This is a genomic window from Kitasatospora sp. NPDC096128 (assembly GCF_040303105.1).
Taxonomy (GTDB): Bacteria; Actinomycetota; Actinomycetes; order Streptomycetales; family Streptomycetaceae; genus Kitasatospora.
The window spans coordinates 36,778-60,581 of the sequence record NZ_JBEOSP010000038.1 but is presented as its reverse complement, the minus strand read 5'-3'; the positions used below and the strand labels follow the sequence as shown (position 1 = coordinate 60,581).

Genomic DNA, 23,804 nt, shown 5'->3' with positions numbered 1-23,804 from the left:
GGAGCCGGAAGCGCTCGCTTCCGCGAAGGACCGCTGCCTGAGCGGGGTCCTGAAAGCTGATGAAGCTCACGGGGTCCGCGCCCTCCCGGTGGCCGGGGTGTCGGTCGCCGTCATGACCGAGACGTCGACCGCCGCGCCGCGGCGGTTGATCGTGTCGGCCAGGCTCCTCTGCTCGGCGTTGAGTACGGCCGGGTCCTGCACGATGACGACGTACCTGCCCGTGTCGACGGTGTTCGGGAGGCCCTCGCGACGCTCAACCTCCGACAGCGCGCGGCCGAGCACGGCGGTGGCCTGATGGGTGGTCGCATCGGCCCCGAGCGTCTTACCGGTGGTCGGCCGCCCGATAGCGACCGGGCGGCCAGCTCCCAGTTCGATTCGCAAGTCCATGGCTACTCCTGCTGATGATGAGGGGTGAACTGGCCGGTCAGCGGATCGTGATGGTCCCGGCGAGGCGCAGCAGTTCGGGGCCGGCGCCGAGCTCCTGCATGCCGGCCAGCAACTGGTTGTGCTGGTCCCTGGTCAGAACCTGCTGGAGTCCGGTGCCGAGCACGCCCGCGGTGGTGACCTCTTTGATCGCCCGGGGCGGAAAGACCTGGGCGATGTGCTGCCTGAGCCGGTCGGCCTTCTCGATGTCTCCGGCCTCGCCGGCCCGGATCACCGTATGGAAGAGAGCCGTGCAACGGAGCAAGTCGCGTCGTTGCTCTTGTTCCTCGGGGGTGGCGATGCCCTCGATGACGAGGTGCTGCCCGATCTGGCGGGTCCGGTCGTGGTCACCGGCCAGGTAGGTCTCGCGCAGGAGTGCTCTCTGCCGGGTCTCATAGATGTCGGGAAGGTCCATGGAAGTCCTCGGTGTGTCGGTGTGGCCATGACGGAGCCTCTGCGGCGGTCCCGGACCGTCTCATGCCTGGGCGCTGGACGCCGACCCTGGTGCACATACTCAGGCCAAGAGTCCTGTCGAGCAGATAGGTCTGGACAGCCAGGCGCACGCTGGCGCGCACACCGGGTGGTAGGAGCCCCGCCCGTTGGGCTTCGTCGCGGGCCCGTGTGGCGACCTCCATCACCTGATCGGTGCGGGTGAAGCTGGTCGGGAGTTGTTCACCGGGTTGCGCTGAGTCCTCGATCAGGTGCTGTTGAACGGAGCTGATGACCTGGGCGAGATCGCAGTCCCCACACAGACCGTCTGTGCCGAGCTCGGCGGCGGTTGAGCATCGTGGGCAAGTGCCGCAACGTGGCGCAGGTCGTTGCGGGGCCGGGCCGGGTTCCATGACTGGGTTCCCGCCAGCTGGCGGTGGGGTGGGGCGGCTTGGCTGCGCAGGTGGCGTTCCATTGTTTCGGCCACGCTGGCCTTCGGCGAGGTAGCTGCACGGCACGCATCGGGCACCGGTGGAGCGGTCGATACCGCTTTCGCACGCCGGCTGACCGCAGTCGCTGCGCCGGACCAAACCGTAGTCGGTCAGCCACCCGTAGGGGCTGGCGATCCGTTCGGTGGTCGCGTACCGGAACCGCAGACGCCTGACAACCCGGTCCACGTCACCGTCCGCGTCCCGCACCGCGTTGCCGGCCGCACGGGCGGCCTCGCGTTGCTCCCAGGGGTTCATGCGGGCCAGCAGTACGGGGACCTCGCGCAGGACCCGGTGGACAGTCTCGGACAGCAGCAGTCGCGGTGCTCGCTGGCGCCGGTGAGAAGGCGCGGCGTCCGGGTCCGGGGGCGCCGGGACCTGATCCGCAGCGTCGACCCTGCCCGATGGCGTCCCAGCGGTCGGCAGGTGATTCCTCGCGCGCACACGCGGACCACCGGCAACGATGGGAACCCGAATCTCGGCTTCGCCGGAAAAGCCATCAACGACATCGTCATCACCTCCCTCCTGAACCACCTGGGTGTGAGAAGCGTGAAGGTGGCCAGCAGCGGCGTTGTCTGCGTCTGCGCGGCGCCGGCGGGACGGGCAGGCCGTGGCCAGGGACGATGTGGGGGAGTGGCGGCGCTGAACCGGCGTGCCAGGACCGGCGTTCGCCCCGGCAGTGGCGCGGGCGGCCCGCCACTGGGTCTTGACGTCGGGTATGACGATCCCGCCTCGGTTGTGGAGGCTGCTGCGGGTCCGGGCCCGGACCAGGCAGATCGCATCACATTCCGTAAGGCGGCGCAGGACACCGGCCGCGCCGGCCGACGTCCAGCGGTTGCCGAGCAATCGGGCCAAGGTCGCGGCAGGCCGTCCGCGCCCGTCGACCCGCCCGCTGCACAGGCGGACCGTGCCGTTGGTCCGGGCCTGCAGGGTCAGCAGGAGCATCGCCAGTCGGTCGGACGGTGCGCCCTTGCCCGTCCGGTCCGCGAGAAGGCCCGGCTGTGTCACGCCACCGTCGGCGTGCCTCCAGCCCGGGGCGAAGAGGTACTCGATCAGGCGCAGAAGGGTGGCCAGGGCCGCGCGTTCGAGGAACAGGGGGTGCTGGATGTCGCGGCTTGTCCGGGCTGCGATCTGCTCGGGTACACCGACGAAGAGGCCGACCACCCGTCCGTTGGCCGCCAGTCGGGGACGGGTGATGATCGTGCCGGCCTCCCGCTGGCGGTCCAGCGACTGCTGGACCGCCGACGCCGACACCCCGAGCCACCGGCCTAGCTCCGCCGAGGTGGACGACGTAGCGCAGTTGCGAGCAAGTTCCGCCTTCGCGACGGTGACCACACGCAGCAGCCGGTCGGTGTCCGGCAGGCCTGCCGCGGCTCCACCGATCGCGGCCAAGACGGCCGCCAGAAGCTGCCGCCGCATGGGCTCCTGCAGTCGCAGGGGCGGGAGAGAGGACACCCGGTCACCGGTCTGAGGCGTTTCAGCGCTGCCATCAAGGCGGTGGGCGGTCACAGGGCCGGCCGTTCACACCGCGGGCGGAGGGCCCGCGCGTCAGCAGCCGGGGTGGCGGATTCGGCACCGGGGCAAAGACAAAGGACGGGCGTGCCATGATTCGGCGGCGTTCGGCAGAGCCGGGGACGGACCGCGTTCCTGTGGGCGGGACCGGGGCAGCGCTCACTTGCTGCGTGACAGATCGGTGTGTCGTCAGGCATCATCAGAATGTCTCTACGGGATGTGGGGGCAGCACAAAGCCCGGCCTGGCAAGACCCAAGGGCTCAGCACAACCAGCGGGATCGCCCTGTGACGGGGGCGCTTCTGCGACCGGAGGTCCCTATGGGAACTCCAGCGCCCAAGCCACGGACGGTCGAGCTCCAACTCGACCATCCGCGACATGGGGCAGCCGTTGCTCCCGGTGCTCCAACACCGGGGCGAGCGGCCGTTCTAAGGCCCAGAGGCAAGACTGGGCCCGCAGCAAATCAGTTCGAGACGCTCCTCACTCCGCAACCACAGCGGGCAGCCAAGCCCGCGCGGAGAAGGCGCCAGGGGTCGTGCAAGAGCAGCACAGGATTCTTCCGGCTCGTGAGGCCAGCCAGCGACAGGTACTCAGCTCGCCTGAGCAAGAGGCGGCAGGACCTGCCGCTGGACCCCCGCGTGGTCCAGACGCCGCGAGATAGCCGCTGCCGCGTCCATCGTGACATCGACCAGCCGCTGCGAGCGGCGGTGCAGGTACGCCTCAGGCGCAAGTAGGCTCACCGACCCCACGATCACCCTCCCGCGCCACAGCGGCACCGCGAGCATCTCCCAGCCCGGCACGGGCGACTGGGTCCGGGCGTGCCCGAGGATCTTGACCTTGCGCAGGACCGGGTTCGCCGGCCTCGGCCCCGGCTCCTCCAGGTTGGCCAGGATCACCAGCCCGGCCGCGTCCTTGTGCAGCGGGGCGGCGTGGAGGGCCGCGGCCGCCTGCCCTGCTGCCATAGCCGTCACGAAGTCCGCCCGGTTGCCGTGAGTGAGGCCCACGCACACCCGCGACGGCGTGGCCAGCAGCAGCTGACTGTGTAGGGCGACGACCTGGTTCGTGCGCATCTGGAGATGGCGCAGTTCCTCCGTGACCGCGGGAGAGCCGCACGCGAGGGCGGTGACGGGGTCCGGCCCCATGTTCCCGGGCGATGAGCCCTGCGCGATCGAGTAGTAGCCGTAGGTCGACTGCAGGAAAGTCCCGGCGCGTACCCCGGACTGCAGCATGCGGTGCGCGGTACTGCGGGACAGCCCGGTGCGGGCCACCACCACGGCCAGGGAGTGGGCTCCCGGGCCGAGTCCCACCATGGCCTGCAGTACCAGGAAGGCTCGCTCAGCCGAGCTGCTGCGGTCCGGACTGGTCTCGTGGGTCGGTTCCGCCGCCGGAGTATGGCGGGTCATCAGTCCCCCAGTTCTGTGAGCGAAGTGACGTCGGCCGGGGGCCGAGAAATGCCACGACGCCCCCGTAGGACAAGGTGTAGCCCACGCCTGGGCAGTCTGGCCAGGAAGGCGGACTTCCGGAAGTTCGGCCACAGCCGTAGATCGCGGTATCGTTTCGGGCCCAACTCCGTGCACGGAGAGCGGATCACCGTTGGAGCTGCCGCCGGCCAGGACGGGGAGCCTGGGCAGCGGGGCGGCACGGGCGGGGTACGGGGCGGACGCAGTGCAGCAGTGAATCGCTGAAACGTAGGGGGGATGGCCATGCCGACCGAGCGTGACGCCGAGCGGCCGAGGGAACTTGCTCCGCGGCCAGCAGTCGGCTCCGGCCGCGGTAAGCAGTGGCAGGCTCTGCTGGTCCGATGCCGTAGAGCGGTCAAGTGCGGTCAGGCGCAGATGGCCGTTACTACACGCGGGCGCCGCGGCGAGGGAATGTCGCAGGAGGTTGCGGCAGCCGAACTCGGTTTCTCCGCGCGTTGGTACGGCATTCTCGAGCGCAATGGCCACGACATGGCCCTCGACACCGAGGTGCTGGAACGCCTGGCCGGGGTCCTGAGGATGAATGCCCACGACCGGCACACACTCTTCCTGCTCAACACCGGCAAGGAGCCGCCGTCGGGATCCCTCGACTTCCCCTCCGCCGCCATCGTCCAAGCGGTGCTCAACACCAGTCCCTATCCCGCCTATGTTTCGAACAAACGGTGGGATATCGAGCAGTACAACGAGGCATGGATGCGGGTCTGGGGCGACGGGCCCGTACCGAGCAACGTCGTGCTCTACGTGCTCACCGAGCACCGCGTCCGCGACACCGTGCTGCGGAACTGGGCCAGCGGCTGGGCCCTGCCGATCTTGCGCCAGGTCCGCGCGGCCCTGCTCACCTGGCCGGCCGACGACGGCCTCAAGCGGCTGCAGCAGGAAGTCGAAACCGCCGCGGCCCAGGACCCGGTGCTCGCAGACCTGTGCAGGGAAGCCTGGAACGAGGAGTACATCCACGGCAGCGGCGACACCCGCCTGCTCGACCATGCCGAATGGGGCCCTTGCGAGATCACCCTCATGATGCTCAGGGGCCTGGATCCAGAGTCAGGGCACCGCATCGTGTGGATTGTTCCACCGGGCGCGGACTGGCACAACGACGTGTCGTCGATGCTGACGTCTCTGCGTCTCCTGGCCGAGCAGGTGACGAGCGGTGGACCACGGCATCTGCTCGTGGGAGGCAACGGTGAACCCCCGGCCGTCCTGCTCCCGCTCGCGGACTACCAGCGCCTTGTCGCGGGTTCGGCGCAGTCGGAGATGCGGGAGCCGGCCGGGCCCGTCGGGACCCGGTGTCCGGAGCTGGCTCCGGACACCGGGAACAGGCCGGTGGAGCCGGACGCCGCAGCGTCGCCGAGGCCCGACCAGGAGGCCGCAGGTGAACGGGCGGACCCGGGTGGGCCGGGCACCGGCTGACCACCGTGCGACCGAGGGACCTCGTCTCTCCCGCCCATGACCGGGCCGGGCGCAGCGGTCGGGCAGAGACGCCCCCGGGTGCCCGGCCGTCCCGCCGCGGCTGTGAGCGGAGCCGCCCCCGGTCACCGGCCGGCCGGCGCCTGCGGTGCGATGGTGACCGCGAGGGCCTCGCGGGCGTGCCGGGCGTTGGCCCGGCACGCCTGGAGGGTGGGGCCGGTGACGGTGCAGCGCGCCAGCAGCGAGGAGTGCGCGGGCGGCGGCGCGACGTCGGTTCCCAGCGGCTGCTCCCACGCCCAGGCGACGAACCAGTCGGCCTCGACGGCGGTGAGATCGATCTGTCGGCGTTCGAGCCGGCCGACCGTCTCGGCGTGGACGAGTTCCTCGCACGCGCTGCGGGTGTGAGCGGGAGTCAGCAGTGCTCGGTGACCGGCGGCGATGGTGACGGCCGCGAGGACGAGGTCGATGCCGGTGGCCAGGCGTACCAGTTCGGTCAAGCGGGCGGAGGGGACGGTGGCCGCGATGTCGACGACCTCCGGCCCGGATGGTGTGAGGACGACGTCGACGTGGCCGGCGCCGTCGGCCGCGCCGATGGCGGCCATGGCCTGCGTGGCGAGGGCGGCGAGTTCGGGCTCCACCGGTTCGGGGCCGACGGTGTGACGCTGCGGGACGAGCGGCGGGAAGGTGCCGACGCTGGTGTGGACCGCCGCGACGACGGTGCTCCGGCCGTCCGTGGTCATGGTCTGGAGAGAGATCCGGGAGCCGGGATGGTAAGGCTCGACCACGATTCCGCCCGGGCGGCCGGGGACTTCGCGTGCCGCCTGTGAGGCCGCGGCCCAGGCCGTCTGCAGGCCCGAGCGATCGAGTACGCAGACCTGGCCGTGGTAGCCCAGGTTGACAGCGGGGCGCAGCAGCACCGGGTAGCCGATTCCGGCGGCGGCCACGACCGCCTCGGGCAGCGTTTCGACATGGGCCAGGCGCGGGTCACCGATGCCGGCGGCCAGCAGGAGCTGGCGTGCCGTGGGCCATTGCGTGCTGGCCTGGGCTGAGCGCTCCGAGGGGCCGTTGATGCCCAGCTGCCTGGCCAACCGCGCCGCCTGGGGCAGCGCGGCAGGTGAAAGGGCGATCACGCCCGCGGCGGGCGTGGTTCCGCCCGCAGACGCCCCAACGGGGCTGGGTCCAGGGCCCGGTTGGCCGTCATCGTCAGTGCGGCGCAGCGGTATGGCCTGGCTGATCGTGCCAAGCGCCCGCTCGTGGTCCGCAACGGCGCCGGCTACGAGGACTGCAGAAGTGTCAGACATGCGTGATGTCGCCTTCGATGACGAGGGGAGCCGGGGGAGTGCGTGAGGTCTTCCCTGCTGCGGATTGGGTGTGCTGCCCGAAAGGACGGCTGGCCCGCGCCCGTTGTTCCCCGACGGCCGCACTGGAGCTCTACCGCGGGCCAGCCGCCGCACCGGGGTCCTGCAGGAATGCCGTCGGGGAAACACCGTCGGCTCGGATGATGCCCGAAGCCGCGCCGGGCCGCCAGCCGCAGCTGCGGGACGTGCGCCACCGCGCAGTGCCCAGAGTGTCCGGTCCCTGGGTGCAGCCGGGCCCCCAGCACGGCCGCATTCCCCTCGGCGGGAAGCGGACCCACGCGAGTGCGGCGATATCCCGCCCTGCGGGAACCGGCGCCGGTCGGGTTGCCCTGCGCGCCCCCGCCGAGGTGCCCTGGGGGAGCCCAGAGCCCGGCTTGCACGCCTGCGGGAGGAATCGTGTCACAGCTGTTGGCGGTCGCACTTACCACGGTGTACCTCGGGGGAGTCCTCATGGTGCTCGTGTCGGCAGCGGTACCGCACGCCCGCCACCGACCCGCCCGCCCCACACCACCCCGATGCGCAGCCCTCGACCATCGCACCGCGGCGGGCTGACATGGCTGCCGAAGCCGGGGCGGGTGCTGAGACGACAGAAGCGCCGCCCAACGACGAACTCGCCGAACTGGCCCCCGAGCACCTGCGCCTGCTTGAACAGCTGGCCCGTCAGCGCGCGGCACGCCAGAGCCCGGCGCCCATCCTTGCGGCCGACCCTGCGACGGACGACGGCGGCGAGATCGCCCATCTGCGCAGATACGTTGCGGTGCTTGAGGCGGCCGTGGCCTACCTCCTCAACCCCCACGAGGCCGATCGCTGATCCGCCCCGGGCCGCTGGCACCGCCCGGCGTCGAAGCCGGGCAGGACCGGCGGGTGCACCAGCCGGGCGTTGGCCAGGGGACCCACGCCACGTCTCCCCATCGGGGCTGCCCGCTCACGAATCTGCGTGCGGACGGCCCGGCACAAGCCCGCTCCACCACGGGGCCCACACCGATGCGAGCTCCCGCGCAGCGGGAAACACCCCGCTCGCGCCCGCACCAGATCCCGTGAGCCGGGAGTCGGACCCAACGCCCGTCGTGGCCGGCAACACCCAAGGCAACGCTGGGACGCCGGTGCACCCCGACGAGACCAGGTGCGTGAACCCAGGACAGCGGCGCGGCCGCACCATCCACCGGCTCTCCCGCCTCGACGGCGCCAGCCCACCCTCAAGGGAAGTGACGAGATGGTCATCAACCAGTACGGCCAGCAGGCCCGAAGCCACTGGCGCCACTTCCTTCCCGAGCGCTACGCCGCTCTGCCCGACCCGATCGCCTATTTCACCGCACTCGGTGAATCGGTCGAGACCCAGGTCGGAGAGCTGTGGGACCGGCTGATCATCGCCGACGTCGCACCCCCGGAGGAGACCCACCTCGAGCGCGTCGCCCGCCTGCGGGGGCTCAAAACGAGGGCCGAGTTCGAGGTTCTGCAGGAGCTCGTGCACCTGGAGCCCGAACCCGACGCCACCCCCCATGGCGAGGACGACGGCCTCGAAAGCGACGCGCAGTTCCAGGCCCGCATCAACGCCCTGTACGCCGACCTCGAGGCCATCAGCAGCACCGCCGACGCCCTCCTCGACGGCACGACGACCCTGGCCGACCTCGGCGACCAGCAGGTCCGAGCGCTGATCGACTACATGACCCCGTCCTTCCTGCACCTCCTCGGCACCACCCGGCAGGACCTGCGCGCGCAGGGCCGCGACGTGTAGCGCCCCACCCCACGCCCCGGCCCGCCGTCCGCGACCAGGAGGAGATCGCATGTACCAGACGCCCCGTACCCTCGAATCCCTCGAAGCCGAGGTCGCCGCCGGGGCGCTGATGCCCGTCGCGGAGACGAGCTGGGCCGATGCGACCTACCAGTACCGGCTCTACGGCATTGCCCCGGACCTGCCCACCGCCGACCCGGCCGAGCAGGGCGGATACCTGCTCCTGCGGGTGACCGAGGACGACATCGTCCACGAAGTCTCCACCCCACGTCAGCTGGGGCATGGCTGGCAGGCCGAAGCTCTCTTCGACCGCCTGTGGGAGGGCCAGCGCACCGGCCGGCTGCCGTTCATCGCCGGCACTGCCGAGGACGGTGGGACCGACCCCGAACTCCTCGCCGCGGAAGAGCGCCACCGCGCCGCGATCCGCGACACACCCGCCCCCGCGGCAGCCGGCCCTCTGCCCGAACCAGGTACGTTCCACAATCCGTCGCTTGTTCCAGTCGCCCTTGAGGACCTGCTGCCCGACGACATCGTCGAGTACCGGACCACGATCTCGGGCGACACCCTTGACGTGGTCCTCCTCGGCTTCGACGGCGACGAGGCCCTCGTCCGGGACCTCGACCACGACGACGAGCAGTACTCCGTCGACCGCGCCGACATCGTGGCCGGCTACCGACTCGCGCCCCCGCCGCCTGCGCCGCGCTTCCGGCCGGCCACGCAGGACGACCTCGCACCGACCGGCCCCCTGACCCGCATCCGCGCCAACATCGCCGCCATCCGGGTCCTCCTGCGCCTACGCCCCGGGCAGAGGGCCGCCACTCCTGAGGAGCAGGCCGTCCTGGCCCGGTGGAGCTCGTGGGGCGCCGTCCCCGGCATCTTCGACCCCCGCCAGCGTGACTTCGCCGGCCTGCGGGCCGAGCTGCGCGCCCTGCTGACCGAGGACGAGTGGAACGCCGCCGAAGCCACCACCCGCAACGCCCACTTCACCGACGCCGCGATCGTCCGACCGATCTGGCAGGCTCTGATCGACCTGGGCTTCGATCCCGCCCCGGCCCCCCTGCTCGACGGTGACGTCGACGCCGAAGCACGCCTGCGGGCCATCGAACCCGGCTGCGGCAGCGGCAACTTCATCGCTTTCGCACCGCCCGCCGTGCAGATGACCGGCGTCGAACTCGACCCCGTCACCGCGGAGATCGCCGCAGCGCTCTACCCCGACGCCGACATCCGCGCCCAGTCCTTCGTCGACACCCGCGTCCCGGACGGCTACTACGACGCCGCGGTCGGCAACGTACCCTTCGACGAGATCGCCCTCACCGACCCCCTCCACAACCCGCTGCACCTGGCCACCCACGACCACTTCATCGTCAAGTCGCTCGACCTCGTGCGCCCCGGGGGCCTTGTCGCGCTGCTCACCAGCCGTTACACCCTCGACAAAATGGGCAAGACCGGCCGACTGGAGATCGCCGACCGCGCCGACCTCCTCGGCGCCATCCGCCTGCCCGCAGGCGCCCACCGCAGGGCCGCCGGCACCGACGTCGTGACGGACCTGCTCATCCTCCGACGGCGCGACGGCCAGGCACCCGACACCCCGCCGGACTGGATCAAACTGGCGCACGCGCCGACGGCCAACGGCGGCGAGGTCCTCGTCAACCACTACTTCGCCACACATCCCGAGATGGTCCTCGGCACGCACGAGCTGGCACGGGGGCGCTTCTCCGGCGAGGAGGTCACCGTCCGGCCCCGCCCGGACACCAACCTGACGGACGAGCTCACCCAGGCCCTGACCGCGCTTACCCGCCGCGCCCGTGACAGCGGCCTGACCATGAGCGCGAGCCCCAGCGCCCGCCAGCGCGCAGCAGTCGAGGCCAGGGCCGAACGTATGCGCCGGGCCCAGGAGATGTTCGGCGAGGACCTGCAGCGCTTCGAGGGCACCCTCATCAGCGAAGGCGACGGAACCTACCTGCAGGTGGCCGGCGGCGAGATCGCGCCCCGCACGGTCTTCAAGAACGCCGTAGAGGAGCTCGACTCGCTGCTGCGCCTGCGCGACACCTATGTAGCGCTGCTCAGCGCCGAATCCACCGGCGACGCCGATCAAGCCGCCGACCTGCGTGCCCAGCTCAACTACCGCTACGACGCCCACACCCGTCAGTTCGGGACGCTCAACCAGCGACAGGGCCGCCGGGACCGCCGGACCGCGCACGGCGCGTTTCGCACCGACCCCTACGCCGCCGGTGTGTACGCCCTGGAGATCTACGACCGCGACACCGGCACAGCCCGCAAGGACGAGATCTTCACCCGCGCCGTCACGAAGCCGGAGGACGACGACACCGTCGCGGACGGTCCCGAGGACGCGCTGGCCATCAGCCTCAACAAGCACGGCGAGGTCCGTCTGCCCGAGATCGCCCAGCTGCTGTCTCTGGACTCTCTCGAACAGGCCCGCGAAGCCCTCGGCGACCTCGTCTTCAACGAACCCGGCACCCAGCGGCTCATCCACGCCCCCACCTACCTGAGCGGCGACGTCCGGGAGAAGCTCGAAGCGGCCCAGGCCGTCCTCGACATGGTCGCCGAGGACATCCGGGAACAGCACCCGCTCCAGGCCAACGTCACCGCACTGCGCCCCGTCGTGCCCCCGGACAAGCAGCCCGGGGACATCGACGACATCAACATCGGCGCCACCTGGATCGACCCGAAGCACTACCAGGACTTCCTGCAGGAGCTCCTGCAGAGCAAGGACGTGACCGTCACCCGCACCTCCGGCGCGGACTGGCGCGTCGAAGCCCCCACAAGCGTGCGCAAGTCCAGGGCCGCCACCAAGGTCTACGGGACTGCCAAGCGCGAAGCGGTCGAGCTGTTCGAGCGCGTGCTGCGCCGTGCCTCCCTCGTTGTCGACCCTCCGAAGGCCAAGGACGGCGACGGTATCCAGGACATCCAGGCTGCGAAACGCCTGGCGGGCAAGCAGACCGAGGAAGTCGTTGCCAAGGCCGACGAACTCGAACGACTCTTCGTCGACTGGCTGTGGCAGGACCCTGCCCGGACCCGGGAGGTCCTGGCCACCTACAACCGCCTCTTCAACTCCACCGTCTCCTATACAGGGGACGGCAGCCACCTTCGGTTCCCCGGCCTGTCCGATGTGGTGACCCCGCATCCCCATCAGCGGGCCGGTGTCGCGCGCGCGCTAGCGGAGCCGGGCTGCCCGTTTCTCGACTACGAGGTCGGGGCCGGAAAGACCCTCACCATCGCCATGACCCTCATGGAGATGCGTCGGCTGCGCCTGATCCGCAAGCCGTGCATCGTGGTCAAGAACGCGACCGTCAACGACTTCCGCAACGAGTTCCTCAAGGCCTATCCCAAGGCACGTGTCCTCGCGATCGACAGCGCGGACTTCGACAGGGAAACCGCCGCCGCCTACATCGCCCAGATTGCCAATGGCGACTGGGACGCGGTCATTCTCCCTCAGAGCCTCTTCAAGCGGATCCCCCTGTCCGCGCGCGGCCAGGACCAGTACGTCGCCGAGAGCACCGCCGAGTACCGGGCCCTCATCCACCAGGCCATCACCGGGACGGACACCGCCCACCAAGCGGCTATCAACCCCGGCCAGGACCCGCTCGACAGCGACGCGCTGGAAACCGTCGCGGCCCGGGCCGAGGCCGCCAGCCGGCCCACCGCCAAGACCCGCGCGACAGTCAAGGAACTGCAAGGCGAGCTCAAGCGGCACACCCAGCGGGCCCTGCGCGGACTGAGCAAGATCACCACCAGCGGCGTCAGCTTCGAGCAGACGGGCATCGACTTCATCGCCGTCGACGAGGTCCAGGACTTCGCCAACGGCAACATCGGCGCCAACAACAGCGAGCTTGCCCTCCCCGTCTCCTCCAGGTCCAGCGACCTCCACACGAAGCTGCGCACGCTTGCCCGCCGGCACGGCCCCAAGATCGGCCTCGCCTCGACCGGAACCCCGTGGCCCAACGCCATGGCCCAGGCCTTCGTCATGCTCGACATGTTCAGGCCCGACCTGCTGGCACGCGCCGAACTCCAGGCGTTCTCCTCCTACCAGGCGCAGCACCTGCGCGCGACGATGAAGCCGGAGGTCTCACCGGAAGGCACCCCGCGCATCAAGCAGCGCATCGGCGCCTTCATGAACGCGAAGGCCTTCTCGGCCCTGTGGCGTGCGGCAGCCGACGTCAAGACCCGAAAAGACCTCAACCTGCCGGTGCCCAAGGCGGACCGCGAGACCATCGTCGTCCAGCCCACTGACGTCGACCGCGACTTCATGGACTGGATCGACGAACGGGCCGAGGCCGTGCGCAGCGGTGAAGTCGACCCGAGGGACGACAACCTCCTCAAGATCTCCAACGACGGCCGCATGGCCGCCATGGACCTGCGCATGGTCGACTACAAGCCCACCGGCCCCGGCAAACTCGACCTGGTAGCCGACAAGATCGCCGAGATCTACCACCAGAACAAGCACAACCGCTACACCGACCGCGTCGGCAACCCCAACGTCCTACTGGGCGCGCTCCAGCTCGTCTTCGCCGACCGCGGCACCGCCTCAGACGACAACCGCAAGGGCGGCAAGTTCATCGCCTACGACTACCTGCGCGAGGAACTCCGGCGACGCGGCGTCCCCGGCGACCTCATCCGCTACGCCCAGGAGGCCAAGACCGCAGAACAGAGAGAGCAACTGTTCGCCGACGCCCGCAACGGCAGGATCGCGGTCCTGATCGGCAGCACCGAGACGATGGGCATCGGCGTCAACGTCCAGGACCGCGCCATCGCACTCCACCACCTGGACTGCCCGTGGCGCCCAGCAGATGTGACCCAGCGTGAAGGCCGCATCATCCGCCAGTTCAACCAGCACCTCGACCAGGACATCCCGGTCCAGATCTACCGCTGGGTCAAAGAAGGCTCCTTCGACGCCTTCATGTGGCAAACCGTGGAGAGAAAAGCGCGTTTCATCGACCAGATCCGAACCGGCCAGGAGCTCGAAGACCAGGACCGCGTCTCCCTCGACGGCGACCTCGGCAAGGACTACCTCGACTACGCCGACATCAAGGCCATCACCACCGGCAACCCACTGCTGCTCAAGAAGATGGCAGCCGACGAGGAAGTGCGCCAGCTCGAGGCCGCCTACAAGAGCTGGCAGCGAACCAACCGCCACCTGCGCAACGTCGTCGACACCCGCGACGCCACCGTGGCCGCAGCCGAGAAGCTCGCCGCCATGGTCGAACAGGCGGCCGGTGCACGCACCAGCACCAAGGGCGAGCTGTTCAGCCTCACGACCCCCGACGGCACGCTCCACACCAAGCGCGGCGAGGCCGCCACGGCCCTGCGCGCCCAGATCGCCCTGATGCACCGCCACATGGGAGGCGCCTACACCTGCCCCTACCAGCGCGTGGCGACCCTCGCAGGGCACGGTATCCAGGCGCGGATCAACACCTTCGACGACTACATCGAGTTCACCATCGAAGGCCTCAGCCACATACCCGCGGCGACCTTCGCCATCGGCGACGTCGAGGACTTCGTCACCGATCCCAAACCCCCGCTCGGCCTGATCACCCGACTCGAGAACCACCTCGAGAAGCTCGACCGCATCCACGCCCAGCACCTCACGGTCGTCGGCGACCTCAAGCTCGAGATCGAGCGCGCGATGAAGCTCGTCGACCAGCCGTTCGCCAAGATGGACGCGCTGATCCTCGCCCGCACGGCCCAGGCACAGATCGACGCGGAGATGAGCGCACAGCCGGAAGCGACCGGTACCCGGACCGGGGCCCCCGACAGTGAGGACGACCCGGTAGCGGCGAGTGCGGCCGAACTGCGCCGCGCCTACTTCGAATGGTTCCGCAGCTCAGAGCATCTCCCAAATGATCAGCCGCCGGCGAAGTTCAAGACTCCCGAGGACGAGGCGAGCTGGGCTCTGCGACTGGCGGGAGACGCCTACGCCGCGGAGAACACACGCCATCTCGACACCGTCCGGGCGGGAGGCCGCGCTGACTTCAGGGCGACCAGCCAGACCCAAGCGCTCAGGGACGCCGCAGCCGCCTACACGGCCGTCCTCGAGGGCAGGCCGCAGGTGGACCACATCCTCAGCATGGTCAGGGACGTGGCCCTCGCCGCGAGCGACCACCTCGCACACGGTCCTGCCGCGGACCCCGCCCGCGAGACCACGTCACCGGCATCCGTGGCCGTGCCACTCGTTGCGCGCCGATCCGAAGGCGTGGCCTCCGTCGACAGTTCCCGCGACGCGAGCGCCCCGTACGCCGACATAGCCGAGTGCTGGGCGGCGGAGAAGGCCGCGATCGACACCTACCGGGACTGGGCTGGCCGGTTCGCCCCCTCACTCGCGACCGGGACCGCCGAGCAGGCGCTCGTGGAAGCCGGTCGTACCGTCACCGAGGAGAGCGCCCGCGCCCGGCGCTCCCGACTCCTGCACCAGTTCCTCCTCGTCGACCCGGCACTGCTCACGGATCTGGCAGACCGGGCCAAGAGCGTCGCCGAGATCTGGGACCGTCAGGCCCGTGAGCCCCGGACCGTGTCGGCCACCTGGGCGATGGCCAAGGCCGTTCGCCTGCACGCCGCCCGCTACGCCGCGACCCTCGACATGCCCTTCCCCGACTTCCAGAGCTGGCGCGCCACCCCGGAACCCGCCGCCAGCCAGGAGGCAGACCTCCGCCCGCTACCCGACCTGGCGGCGTTCACCCGCTACACCGTCACCGGCGGCGACGGAGTACCCGGCGAACCGGTTGAGGGCGCGGACCTGCCCGCGATCCTCGGCGAACTGGTCGCGGACGGAGCGACTCCCGAACTGACGCCGCACGGCCTCACGCTGACCTGGACCGATGGGGCCCGCTACGACATCACCCCCGCACCATTGGGCCAACCCGGCCCCGCAGGACCGGATGGCGGCGTGGCCACCGTCGAACCGAGCGCCCACGCCGGCGCCCGACTCCGTCCCGTCGCAGAGGGGACGGCCGGTACGACCGTGGCACGGGCACGGAATCTTGCGGTACTGCTCGGCCACTACGGCGAAGCCGGCGAGCTGGTGGCCGGCCGCGAGCTGATCCTGGCTACCGCCGCACGGATGCAGAGCGCCCTCGAGGCCATTGACACCTCCGGCCTGCCCGCGCATACCACCGCTGCCATCACCGCAGTCACCGCAGCGATCGACGCTGTTCGAAGCGGTGACCAGCAGGTGCCCGACGACGTCTTCACCCTGTACGACCGCCTCGCCCAAGCCGCCGACCTCCTCGCCGAGGACGACCGTCTCGCAACCGCCGTCCCCGCGCAGCAACTGGCTGAGCGTACGCACCGTCACCTCGCCCGACTGCACGCCGCAGGCGACGACCTGTACAACCTCCTGGCGGACGCCGCCAACCTCGACCCTGACTCCTGGGCCGTACAGGCACGTAACGACCCCTTCAAGGAGAGGCCGACCCCGTATCGCGACAGCGGTCACCTCCACTTCGCCCGATCCATCATCTTCGAGACCTACGACCGCCGTTCACGCGACACCAACACCCCCGCGGCCGGGCTGCACAGTCTCATGTGGGACATGCGCCAGAGCAGTGACGCCCTGCTCGGTCGGGCCCTCGAACAGTGGCTGCGGGTCGCCTCGCTCGCACTGGAAGAGGCCCAGGAGACAACGAAGCCCGCCGACGCCGTGATCCTGCGCGACGTCGCGCGCCGCGCCTACGACCACCACAGGAGTCTCGCCGCCCACCAACTCGCAGCCGACACCACCCCCTACAACCCCGAGCAGCCCTACACCGAAGGCCTGCGAAATCTCACAACGCTGTGGGAAACCTGGCAGGCCTGCGCGACCGCGCAGCGCCTGGAAGCAGGGGCCGACGACGTGGCCCTCGGCGGGCCCCCGGCCGCGACCGCCCACGGTGAACTGCATCACGCCGTGGACCGGGTACGGTCGGCCACCTCGGCCGACGGGACGCTGGACGACCTCATACGCCAGAGCACCGGCCTGGCCCACGCCGCCTACGCCATGGTCCTGTCCCTTCCCGAGTCGGCCTACCGACAGCGAGAGGACCAGAAGACCCTGGAGCGCGTCGTGCGCGCGGCCTACATCCACGCGGCCCGCAGCCGCGCCACCGCTCAGGATCCGGACCTGGCGTCAGCCGTGGTGACCGTCCTCGCCGAAGCCGCGCACGAGCCCGCGACGGCGCCGATCGCGGCCGTTGCGGAGCAGGCCCCGCACGGCCTCGGCCCCGAGAGCGTCATCGAGGTCGAGCACCACTACCGCGCCAGCCTGGTACGCGGGGTAGGGAGCGACGACCGCGACGCCCCGATCCGTGCCCTCCTGGAGAAGCACGGCTTCAAGCAGACGACAACGCCTGGCACCTGGGCGCTGCCGACTCGCATGAACTACCGCAACCGCGACACTCCCGTCCGCAACCTGCAACTTGCCCTCCCCGATCACAAGCGCGCCGTAAAGATCATCACTGACCCGCCACCAGTGGGAACTGACACGGAGATCCAGATCCCGGACGGACAGCCCTACACATCCCGGCACGAGGCCACCGACGACTTCGAAGCGATGTTCGGCGCTCTGTGGCGAATGAGGGAGACGCCTGCTGGGAGGGCCCTGGTCGCGCGTGGCCAGGGGGCGCGGCCTGACGGTGAAGCACTGTGGCAGGCAGTGGGGGACCTGCGCCAGGGAGCGGTCGGCAGCAGTCTGGATCCCTTCGTCCACCCCGCCTCAGACGTCGTCGAGCGCTGCACCGCCCTGGCCCGCGCGGCCATCCAGCTCTCCCGCAACCTGGACGAGGAACGCTACAGGGCCCCGATCGCCCTGAGGCATCTGCGCACCATGACCCAGTACGCCACCCTGCTCGCGTCACGGATCACAGCCACCGCCGGCACGGCTGGCGCGTGGGAGCAGATCTTCAATGCCTCCCAGCACCCTAAGGTCGAGGAACAGAAGGCCGACCAGGCCGCCGCTCCCGGCGCTAGCCCCGCAAGCGCAGCCGAGGTCCTCACCACCCAGGACCCACTCGTCGACGACCCCTACACCCCCGCCGGGATCCAGCGCACCACCGGACGCATCGACAGTCTCCATACCCAGACGCTCGACGCCATCCCCGCCCACACCCGCCGAGTCCTGGAGGCCGCGGGCTCCCTGACGGCCTACACCGAAGGCTGGCCCGGCGCACAGCCGCAGACGCCCGACGAGCTCCAGAACCTCGACTCCGCCCTGACCATGACCGTGGCCCGCCTCAAGGTCACAGCCGATCTCGTCCGGTCGCTTCATCAGGCAGGCTCTGACGCCCAGCTCGTTCTCGCGCTGGCCCAGGAGCTGATCGACACACTCGAACATCACAGCGTCCGGCTCCAGCTCACCGTCCACGCCCAGAAGCAGTCCAGCGATCGCCGAGCGGTCCCGGCCGACATGCCGGCCTCGCACGCACTGAGCGTTCCGGAACCGACCGTGGCCCACGAGGGCCCCCTTCCGATGACGCGGGTCCGGCAGAGCATCGCCAGCGCGCTCAGCGCCGCGGGCCATACAGTCGAGTCCGTTCCCGCCGCAGCTGGCACGGTCTCCTACCTCGTCGACGGCCAGCCCATGTCCCTGGCCCAGGCCGGCGCCCGCTTCCTCTCCACCGGAGAACCGGTCCCCGGCCAGACGGAGTTCCTCCTTGCACCCTTCACCGCCGACGAGCTGTCAGTGCGAGAGGTTCTCAAAGCGGACGACTTCACCCCGGTAGCCGTTCTTGTCCACACCCCACTCCCCCAGGCGCGCTGGCGCGCCGAAGTGGGCAGTGACACCGTCGGCACACACCCCGACCTTTACGAAGCAGCTCTCCTGGCCATCAAACACATCACCACGGCCACCACCCTCGCGACAACGGGCGCGCAGCCGGAAGTACCCGCCGAGGTCCAACCCGATGTGACCGGAGACCTCGACGCCCCAGCCACGCAAGAAGCGGGCGGCAGCCCGGTCAGCAGCGCCGAGAACGGCACGCTGGCCGAGGAAGCGCCAGGGCAGTCGGGCGTATTCGAACCCGGCCGCTGGTACAGCTACCTCAGCGTCGACGGCACGGCCCGGGACGTCACCAGTCAGGAGATGGCCGTCCTGGTTGCTGAGACACAGCGTGTCTCTCCCGCTGTCCAGGTGACGTTTACCGACGACGGCTCCGTGATCACCACGGGACCCAAGGGCCAGGTGGTCGCGCGGCTGCTGCCCGACGCCCTGCCCGCAGTCGTGGCGGACCACGAGGATGACGTGCTGGAGGTCCTTCTTGAAGCCGTGCAGCGGTTCGGCAAGGACGTTGACCAGGACCTCGGCATGCCCGGACGCCTGGACGACTGGCTCGTCGAGCGGACGAGCGCAGGCAGGAGCCGACTCGCGGCCATCCTCACCTCGCCTGCGGATGGCGAAGCCTTCCGCCTGGCCATGCGCCACCTGCTCTACTTGAACGTGGAACGCCTGAGAGCCCGCCAGAGCGGGCCGGCCTTGGAGGAGGCGGCAGCCAACGAGCGGGCCACGCCTGACCCGGAACGTCCTGTCGAGGAACCGGCCGCGGCCTCGCCGACGAGCTCGAGCCAGCCTGAGACCGGCCCCGGCCCGGACCAAGCCGCCGGCGCTCGGCAGGAGCCGGTCTCCGGCAGGGCACGGGGGACCGCCGAGCGGGCCAGCCCCGCTGCCGACACCGCCAACACCGGAGCCGCCGAGTCCGCAGCTCCGGCCAAGGCGACGGTAGCGGGCCCGCTCTCCGCCAGCGATCAAACTGGCGCGGGGCTCAGCACCACGGCAGCCCCGGCTGCTGAACGAGGAGGCGATCAGGCGGGCACCGAGACGCTGACACCGCAGCCTCGGAGCGACGGTGACCCGCAGGCTGTCCGCTCCGACGAGCCCCCGGCCGTCCCGGAAGGAGCTACACCCCTAAGAGACCAGCCCGGGTACTGGTGGCGTTTCGACTCCGAGCGCCCCAGTGACCCCTACGCCGACTACCAGCCGGTGCGGCGCGCCTCCATCACCCTCGGGTACGGAGACAGCATCATCGGCCGAGCCCACGAACCCGACCGTTACAGCAACGGCAAGCTGTGGATGGGCAGCCTGACGGGACTGTCCAGCAGCGTACGCGGCGAACGCGGACCCGGTGCCACCGCGGCCAAGATGGCGCGGCGCCACAAGGCGCTGTCGGCAGCCGTGGACTCCACCGGCCCGCGCCCGGCCGAGACGGTCTGGATCGACCACACCGGACCCACCGCAGATCTCCACGGTGTCCCGAAGGATGGCGACGAGGTCGCCCAGGCCGCCCGCGAGGAGACCCAGTTCCAGTGGGCCCACAGCCGGCGCCTCCACGTCCAGACCAGCAACACCAGCCGGCCGACCAGCCTTTCCAAGACCGCGCAGTTCGTGGAACGAATGCTGCAACACGGACGCACCATCGCCGTCCGGGAGGATCCCGCCACCGCACCCGGCCCGGCCGACACCACCGCTCCCGAACTGTGGCCCGCGCAGCGCAAGACCCTCCGCGAGACCGACACGGAACAGCGCCGGACACGCTGGTCGCCCATCGACCTCCAGATCGGCGACGAAGTCCTCGCCGGCTCGACCCCCTGGTGGCGCACGGTCACCACGATCGACGGCGAGAGCTTCGCGACGTTCGGCCAGGACCCGGACTCCTACCAATCCCTGTGGGCGGTGCGCCGCGGCAAGCACCTGATGACCATCGCCGACGCACCCGACCCCCAGGCCGGGACCGCCCGGCCGCGCACGACCACAGACCTCGGCCCGGACGAGGCCATCACCCAGGAGCTCGCCCAGCTCGACCTACCCATGGCAGACCCCGCGCACGCCGAGTTCGTCAACGCCCGCAGGACCAAACTGACCAGCACCCTCGAACGCCGCCACCAGCGACGGTGCGAGAAGGAACAACTGCGCATCCAGCGCTCCGCCCACCAGCGCACCAAGGCCGGCCGCAAGGACCTCGTCATCGACGAGGACGGCACCATCACCGGCGCCACCACCAAGGACGGCAAGGACTTCCTCTCCCTCGACCGCGACGGCAACGAAAGAAGCCGCCACACCACCCGCAAGGAAGCTCGCGCCACCACCTACACGCGCCACGACCAAGCGAGTGACCAGGCACCGGAAGGCTGGCGACCCGCCGCGTTCGACGACCTCGAACCCGGCGCCGTCCTGCGCCTTCCCGTCACACCCCCAACGGCAGCCAGCGAACCCCAAGACACCGTCGCCTGGTCCGAACCGATGACCCTGACCGAGCTGCGCCGCAGCGAAAGCGGCGAACTCACCATCGAGGCAAGCCGCGACGGCTCCACCCTGACGGCCACCGTCCCGGGACCCCTCCTGCGGCGTGGAGCCCTGCGGGCAGCAGTAGGCGACCACGCCCACACCCCTGACGAGATGGCCCGCCGCGCAGCCCGTGCCTTCCTGCGCGCCCGCCGGGGCACCCGAGGCTCTCACTGGCTCACCCGACGGAACATGGACCTGACCAACGCCGTCCGTGAAGCCATGTCCGCCGCGCTACAGCGGCCGCTCAACAGCCCGGACCTGGCAGAACGCCTCGAAGCCGTGGCCGCTGCCGCGACCGCGGTGACGCAGGCCACCGACACGGGCGGCGACGAAGAGTTCACCACCCACTACAACGACCTCGTCCGCGACGCCGCAGCCTGGGCACACCACCTCCGCGACCCCCGGACCGCACCCGCACCCACCGACAGCCGACCGGAGACCGCTGCGCCCGACGCCGTCGCGGCCGCCGAACCGGTGCCGGCACAACAGCCCGGCCCGACCACGACCGACACGACCGAACATCGCTTCGCCAGCACCGGCCAGCTCGTCACCCACTTCACGGCCCTGCCCGACACCCTCGGCGCCGCCCTGCGCAAGGAGATGCGGCGCCTCGCGGAGCTGGACACCTTCGCCCTCACCCCGAACGGCCAGTTCGCGCTCTTCCAGGACAGCGACGGGACCTGGTCACTGCTCGCCGCAGGCAGCGCCACCGACTACGGACGTGTAGACGAGTACGCCTACCTGCTGGGCTCCGGCCTCGACCGCGCCCTCGACATCATGCGCGGCCTGCCCACCGAAGCCGACGCCATCGCCCTGTCCGACCGCCTGGCAGCGCTGTCCGACCACCTCGGCCAGCCCATAGGCTGGGACGACCCGGCCATGCCCAGCACACTCGGGGCGTTCCGCCACGAACTGGACCGCCTCGTCCTGCGCGAGCGCGCCGAGCACGACCGCGCCACCGGACACGAGAGCCACTCCACCGCCTGCCTGGCGTGGGACCTGGTCAACCCCGTCGCCAACCGGCCGACACCGAACGACACCGACGCCTACCCCGACTCCCTCACAGAGGGGGACGACATCTGGTTCGAAGCCGACGACGCACTCCTGCCCTACCGGGTCACCGCCCAGCCCCACGAAGGCCCGGCCGGCCTGATCACCCTCACCCTCGCCCCACTGACCGTCAGCGCCGACAACGGCACCACCATCCCCGACACCGACCGAACCGTCAGCTGGGACCTGCCCCGCAACCTACCCCTCAGCCGCGCCACCCAGACCGACCTCGACGCCGCAGTCGAGCACCTCGCCGGGAACCAGCCCGGCCAGGTCACGCTCGAATCGCAGCCCGACGCTCCTGCCGCGACACCGGAAGACGACCACCCCACCCCCGAAGCGGAGCCAGTCAACGCCCTGCGCGAGCAACGGGCCGCAGAGTCCACCGTCCCCCAACTCAACTGGTCCCGGCGCCTGGCCGACATCATGCGCTGGGCGGCAGCCGGCGAGGTGACCTTCGACGGCACGTACTACCGCCGAAACGGGCGCACCATCGTGCGGGCCCAATACGTCCGCGCCCTCGAAGGCGCAGGATTCCTCACCACCACCGACTCGGCCATCGCGACCACCGCCGACGGCCACCGGGCACTCGCCCTGACCGAACTGCGCCCGGACCTGCTCCTCGACGATGCGGCAGCCGCCGAGTACCTGCGAGAAAGGTCACGCAACCACCCCGAGCAGCGCCTCCTACGACCGCTCCCAGGAGGCGACGAGCACCGGCGCAGGGCCGCCGAAATGCGGGCCCCCGAGATCACCGACAGCCCCAAGCAGTACGAGGCATGGCTCGACGTCGCCGAAACAAATCCCGACCCGGAAGTACAGACCAACGCGGCAGAAGCCCTGGCGAAGGTCCAGGCCATGTACAGCCTCACCAGCGCCGACATCGCCGCCGTCCACGAGGCCAGGAAGCCGCACGACCAGCCCGCCCCCAACCAAGCCCCCGACAACACGCAGCCCCACGCCACCGACCCCCACCCCACCACACCCTCCGACCCCACGGACCCCCAAGAACCCATCGACAGCCCCGGCACTCGCCCCCAGAGCGCCAACCCCACTGCTGGCGACCCCGTACTCGAGGCACCCGGCACGAGCACGCCCCTCCCCGTCGAAGGCCTGCCCGGATTCACCATCACCACCACCGGCAGCGGCACCGACGAACGCCACCAACTCATCAGCCCCGACGGCGCGATCGCCGCCACCCTCCACTACTCCTCCCTCAGCCACTCCTGGCACGGGGACACCGGCGGCGACACGACCCCAGCAGTCAGCAGCCAGCAAACCGCCGCCCACCACAGCGCCCAACTATGGGCCTACACCCACGGCATCCGCCTCGGTCCAGCCGAAGACGAGCCCTACACCACCAGCACCGACCTCGGCGAGGCGCGCCACCGACTCGCCACGCTGCGCACCGACTTCGTCAACGCGGCCGCCCGGGCGTTCCTCTTCGACTACGGCAGGCAGCCCGAGTATCAGGCGATCGAGGCCGCCTTCTCGGCCTGGAACAAGATGCGAGGCGACTACACCGCAGGCCTGCGGGCCGAGGCGGACGCTCTCGACGCCTTCCTCGCCCCGGCTCAGGCACTCCGGGACCGGCTCACCGGCGAGGCGCGCGAATGGCTCGCGTTCCCCACCATCCGCATCCTGCAGGAAGTCGGCAACCACCAGCC

The 23,804-nt window shown here is 70.5% G+C and carries 9 protein-coding genes (1 of these 9 running past the window's edge); 4 read left to right on the top strand and 5 right to left on the bottom strand.

The features are described from left to right. Nucleotides 1-66: 66 nt before the first annotated feature. The 4 genes from ABTY61_RS32395 to ABTY61_RS32380 all read right to left on the bottom strand — a co-directional run bounded on the left by ABTY61_RS32395 (nt 67) and on the right by ABTY61_RS32380 (nt 4,253). Entirely contained in the window at nt 67-387 is a 321-nt protein-coding gene (locus ABTY61_RS32395; RefSeq protein ID WP_350508701.1) for a hypothetical protein, read from the bottom strand. A 37-nt stretch (nt 388-424) separates the two neighbouring features. Then, a complete protein-coding gene (locus ABTY61_RS32390) occupies nt 425-838 on the bottom strand; it encodes a hypothetical protein (RefSeq protein WP_350508700.1) in 414 nt (137 codons plus the stop codon). Further along, nucleotides 816-2,759, bottom strand: a complete 1,944-nt coding sequence (locus ABTY61_RS32385) for a hypothetical protein (protein ID WP_350508699.1) — start codon at nt 2,757-2,759, stop codon at nt 816-818. The genes ABTY61_RS32390 and ABTY61_RS32385 overlap by 23 nt, the downstream gene beginning before the upstream one ends. Nucleotides 2,760-3,440: 681 nt before the next feature. Beyond that, the gene (locus ABTY61_RS32380) at nt 3,441-4,253 is read right to left on the bottom strand and encodes a helix-turn-helix domain-containing protein (protein ID WP_350508698.1); all 813 of its coding nucleotides are present in this window, start codon (nt 4,251-4,253) and stop codon (nt 3,441-3,443) included. Between the two features lie 468 nt (nt 4,254-4,721). Between ABTY61_RS32380 and ABTY61_RS32375 the strand changes: the two genes are divergently transcribed. Further along, nucleotides 4,722-5,735 carry an MmyB family transcriptional regulator gene (locus ABTY61_RS32375; RefSeq protein ID WP_350508697.1) on the top strand — a complete coding sequence of 338 codons (1,014 nt, stop codon included), beginning with the start codon at nt 4,722-4,724 and terminating at the stop codon, nt 5,733-5,735. A gap of 122 nt (nt 5,736-5,857) precedes the next feature. On the opposite strand, the gene ABTY61_RS32370 is transcribed toward ABTY61_RS32375, so the two are convergent. After that, nucleotides 5,858-6,820: an ATP-grasp domain-containing protein gene (locus ABTY61_RS32370; protein WP_350508696.1), complete on the bottom strand. Its 963-nt coding sequence runs from the start codon at nt 6,818-6,820 to the stop codon at nt 5,858-5,860. Between the two features lie 823 nt (nt 6,821-7,643). On the opposite strand from ABTY61_RS32370, the gene ABTY61_RS32365 reads away from it, so the two are divergent. From ABTY61_RS32365 to ABTY61_RS32355, 3 genes are all read left to right on the top strand, one after another. Further along, complete coding sequence (locus ABTY61_RS32365; RefSeq protein ID WP_350508695.1) at nt 7,644-7,901, top strand: hypothetical protein; 258 nt, start codon at nt 7,644-7,646, stop codon at nt 7,899-7,901. Between the two features lie 402 nt (nt 7,902-8,303). After that, complete coding sequence (locus ABTY61_RS32360) at nt 8,304-8,825, top strand: hypothetical protein (RefSeq protein WP_350508694.1); 522 nt, start codon at nt 8,304-8,306, stop codon at nt 8,823-8,825. A gap of 49 nt (nt 8,826-8,874) precedes the next feature. Beyond that, nucleotides 8,875-23,804 carry the start of a DUF6349 family protein gene (locus tag ABTY61_RS32355; RefSeq protein WP_350508693.1) on the top strand. It continues 19,969 nt past the right edge of the window, so only the first 14,930 of its 34,899 coding nucleotides appear in the window; its start codon is at nt 8,875-8,877; the stop codon falls past the right edge of the window.

Bases quoted from the DNA above. Each gene is read 5' to 3' on its own strand.
- ABTY61_RS32365 (WP_350508695.1), top strand. From the start codon at position 7,644: ATGGCTGCCGAAGCCGGGGCGGGTGCTGAGACGACAGAAGCGCCGCCC.
- ABTY61_RS32360 (WP_350508694.1), top strand. From the start codon at position 8,304: ATGGTCATCAACCAGTACGGCCAGCAGGCCCGAAGCCACTGGCGCCAC.
- ABTY61_RS32375 (WP_350508697.1), top strand. From the start codon at position 4,722: ATGTCGCAGGAGGTTGCGGCAGCCGAACTCGGTTTCTCCGCGCGTTGG.
- ABTY61_RS32390 (WP_350508700.1), bottom strand. From the start codon at position 838: ATGGACCTTCCCGACATCTATGAGACCCGGCAGAGAGCACTCCTGCGC.
- ABTY61_RS32395 (WP_350508701.1), bottom strand. From the start codon at position 387: ATGGACTTGCGAATCGAACTGGGAGCTGGCCGCCCGGTCGCTATCGGG.
- ABTY61_RS32385 (WP_350508699.1), bottom strand. From the start codon at position 2,759: ATGCGGCGGCAGCTTCTGGCGGCCGTCTTGGCCGCGATCGGTGGAGCC.
- ABTY61_RS32380 (WP_350508698.1), bottom strand. From the start codon at position 4,253: ATGACCCGCCATACTCCGGCGGCGGAACCGACCCACGAGACCAGTCCG.